Raw genomic sequence first — 2,765 nt, forward strand, 5'->3', positions numbered from 1 at the left:
GCGCTTGCGCGCGATGGGGTTTGCGGCGAGCACCCATCGCGCGCAAGCGCGCTCCTACAGGGCGAGGTGCGGCGCGCCGTTGAGCGTGCCGTAAAAAAATCCCGCCTTTCGGCGGGATTTTTCTTACTCGGCGTGCGGCGCTTCTTTTTCTTTCTGTTCCGCCATGCGCTTTTCCAGGTAGTGGATGTTCTGCCCACCCTGCTGGAAGCCCACATCGGCCATGATCCGCTGCTGTAGCGGAATATTGCACTTCACGCCTTCGATCACCGTTTCGTTCAGCGCCATGCGCATGCGCGCGATGGCGGTGGGGCGATCCGGGCCGTGCACGATGATCTTGCCGATCATCGAATCGTAGTTCGGCGGAATACGGTAGCCGTCGTACAGGTGCGTATCGACGCGAACGCCCGGGCCACCCGGTGCCTCGAAACGCTTCACCGTGCCGGGGCTCGGCATGAAGGTATCGGGGTCTTCGGCGTTGACGCGGCATTCGATCGCATGGCCGGTCAGCACGATGTCTTCCTGGCGGATCGAAAGCTTGTGGCCGCTGGCGATCAGCAGCTGCTCGCGGACCAGGTCGATGCCCGTAATCATCTCCGTCACCGGATGCTCCACCTGGATACGGGTGTTCATCTCGATGAAGTAGAAACGGCCGTTCTCGAACAGGAACTCGAACGTGCCAGCGCCGCGGTAGCCGATGCGGATGCACGCATCCACGCAGACCTTGCCGATCTCCGCGCGCAGCTCCGGGGTGATGCCCGGCGCCGGGGCTTCTTCCACCACCTTCTGATGGCGGCGCTGCATGGAGCAGTCGCGCTCGCCCAGGTGGATAGCATTGCCCTGGCCATCGGCCAGCACCTGGATTTCCACGTGGCGCGGGTTTTCCAGGAACTTCTCCATGTAGACCTGATCGTTGCTGAAAGCCGCCTTGGCTTCCTGCTTGGTCATGACGATGGAGTTGGCCAGGTGCGCCTCGGTACGCACGACGCGCATACCGCGGCCACCGCCGCCACCGGCGGCCTTGATGATCACCGGGTAGCCGATCTCGCGAGCGATGCGGATGTTCTCGTCCACGTCATCGCCCAGCGGGCCGCCCGAGCCGGGAACGCACGGAACGCCAGCGGCCTTCATGGCGCGGATGGCTTCCACCTTGTCACCCATGAGGCGGATGACATCGGCGGTCGGGCCAATGAACACGAAGCCCGACTTCTCCACCTGTTCGGCGAAGTTGGCGTTCTCGGACAGGAAGCCGTACCCCGGGTGGATCGCGCCTGCGTCGGTAATTTCAGCGGCAGCGATGATCGCGGGAATGTTGAGGTAGCTACCGGCCGAGGGACCTGGGCCGATGCACACGGATTCATCGGCCAGGCCGACGTGCTTCAGGTTGCGATCGACGGTGGAGTGCACCGCGACCGTCTTGATGCCGAGCGCATTGCATGCGCGCAGCACGCGCAGCGCAATTTCGCCGCGGTTGGCGATGACGACCTTCTCGAGCATGGCGACTGCCTCAGGCGATGACGAACATCGGTTCGTCGAATTCCACCGGCTGGCCATTCTCGACCAGGACCGCCACGACCGTGCCCGATACGTCGGCCTCGATCTGGTTGAACATCTTCATCGCCTCGATGATGCCGATGGTCTCACCGGCCTTCACCTGCTGGCCCACGGCGGCGAACGCCGGGGCGCCCGGGGTGGAGGCGGCGTAGAACGTGCCGACCATCGGCGCCTTCACGACGTGGCCTGCCGGCAGGCCAGCTTCGGCGGCCGGGGCGGCAGGAGCGGCTGCGGCAACCGGTGCCGCGGCTGCCACGGGGGCGGCCGGTGCGGCGTAAACCTGCGGAGCGGCAACGGCCACGCCGCCCTTGGGCACGCGCGACAGGCGAACCACTTCTTCGCCTTCCTTGATTTCCAGCTCGGCGAGGTTCGATTCCTCGAGCAGGTCGATGAGCTTCTTGATCTTGCGCAGGTCCATGGGACAAACCTTTGTGGTGGTAGGACGGGCGCCTGTGGCGCCACGAAAGGGGAATCAGGCGGCCGGAACGGCCAGGCGCAGCAGGGCGGCTTCCAGGGCCAGCCGGTAGCTATCGCCACCGAAGCCGCAGATCACGCCGCTGGCCAGATCCGACATGTACGAGTGGTGCCGGAACGGCTCACGCGCATGCGGGTTGGAAAGGTGGATCTCGATAAACGGGATGGCCACGCCGGCCAGGGCATCGCGCAGCGCGACCGAGGTATGCGTGAACGCGGCCGGGTTGATCAGGATCCAGGCGGTGCCTTCATCGCGCGCCTGATGGATCCGGTTGATCAGCTCGTACTCGGCGTTGGACTGGTAGTACGTGAGGTCGTGCCCCGCCGCCTGGGCGCGGGCCAGCAGCGACGCGTTGATATCGTTCAGGGTTTCGCGCCCATACACCGATGGCTCGCGTACGCCGAGAAGATTGAGGTTGGGTCCGTGCAGGACGAGGATCCTGGCCACTGTTCACCTGTGCCTGTGGTCCGGAATGCCGGAACGCCGCGCAGTGTGCGCCTGTCCGCCTGCGTTGTCCAGTTCGGTGGAGATCGCCGCAGTTCGCGGTAGATCGCAACAATCCACACGCTGCCGTATGGTCGAGGTGGCCTTCCTGTAGGAGCGGGGGGGGGGGGGGGGGGGGGGGGGCGGGCCCCCCCCCCCCCGCCCCCCCCCCCCCCCCCGGGGGGGGGGGGTGGTGTGAAAACCCCCCCACCACCGGGGGACGCGCGGGGCCCCCCCCCCCCGGCGGGGGCCGCGG

Annotated in this window: 3 protein-coding genes; all 3 read right to left on the reverse strand. The window is 66.3% G+C overall.

From position 1 onward, the window contains the following. Window positions 1-123: 123 nt before the first annotated feature. From accC to aroQ, 3 genes are read right to left on the reverse strand one after another with little or no spacing between them, the layout of a single operon-like run. Window positions 124-1,494: an acetyl-CoA carboxylase biotin carboxylase subunit gene (gene accC, locus ABIE56_RS22555; protein ID WP_429246053.1), complete on the reverse strand. Its 1,371-nt coding sequence runs from the start codon at window positions 1,492-1,494 to the stop codon at window positions 124-126. Between the two features lie 10 nt (window positions 1,495-1,504). Next, entirely contained in the window at window positions 1,505-1,969 is a 465-nt protein-coding gene (gene accB, locus ABIE56_RS22560) for an acetyl-CoA carboxylase biotin carboxyl carrier protein (RefSeq protein WP_429246054.1), read from the reverse strand. Between the two features lie 54 nt (window positions 1,970-2,023). Then, window positions 2,024-2,473 carry a type II 3-dehydroquinate dehydratase gene (gene aroQ / locus ABIE56_RS22565; protein WP_247432677.1) on the reverse strand — a complete coding sequence of 150 codons (450 nt, stop codon included), beginning with the start codon at window positions 2,471-2,473 and terminating at the stop codon, window positions 2,024-2,026. Window positions 2,474-2,765 lie beyond the last annotated feature (292 nt).

It is taken from the genome of Luteibacter sp. 621 (assembly GCF_050435445.1).
In the GTDB taxonomy this organism is placed as follows: domain Bacteria; phylum Pseudomonadota; class Gammaproteobacteria; order Xanthomonadales; family Rhodanobacteraceae; genus Luteibacter.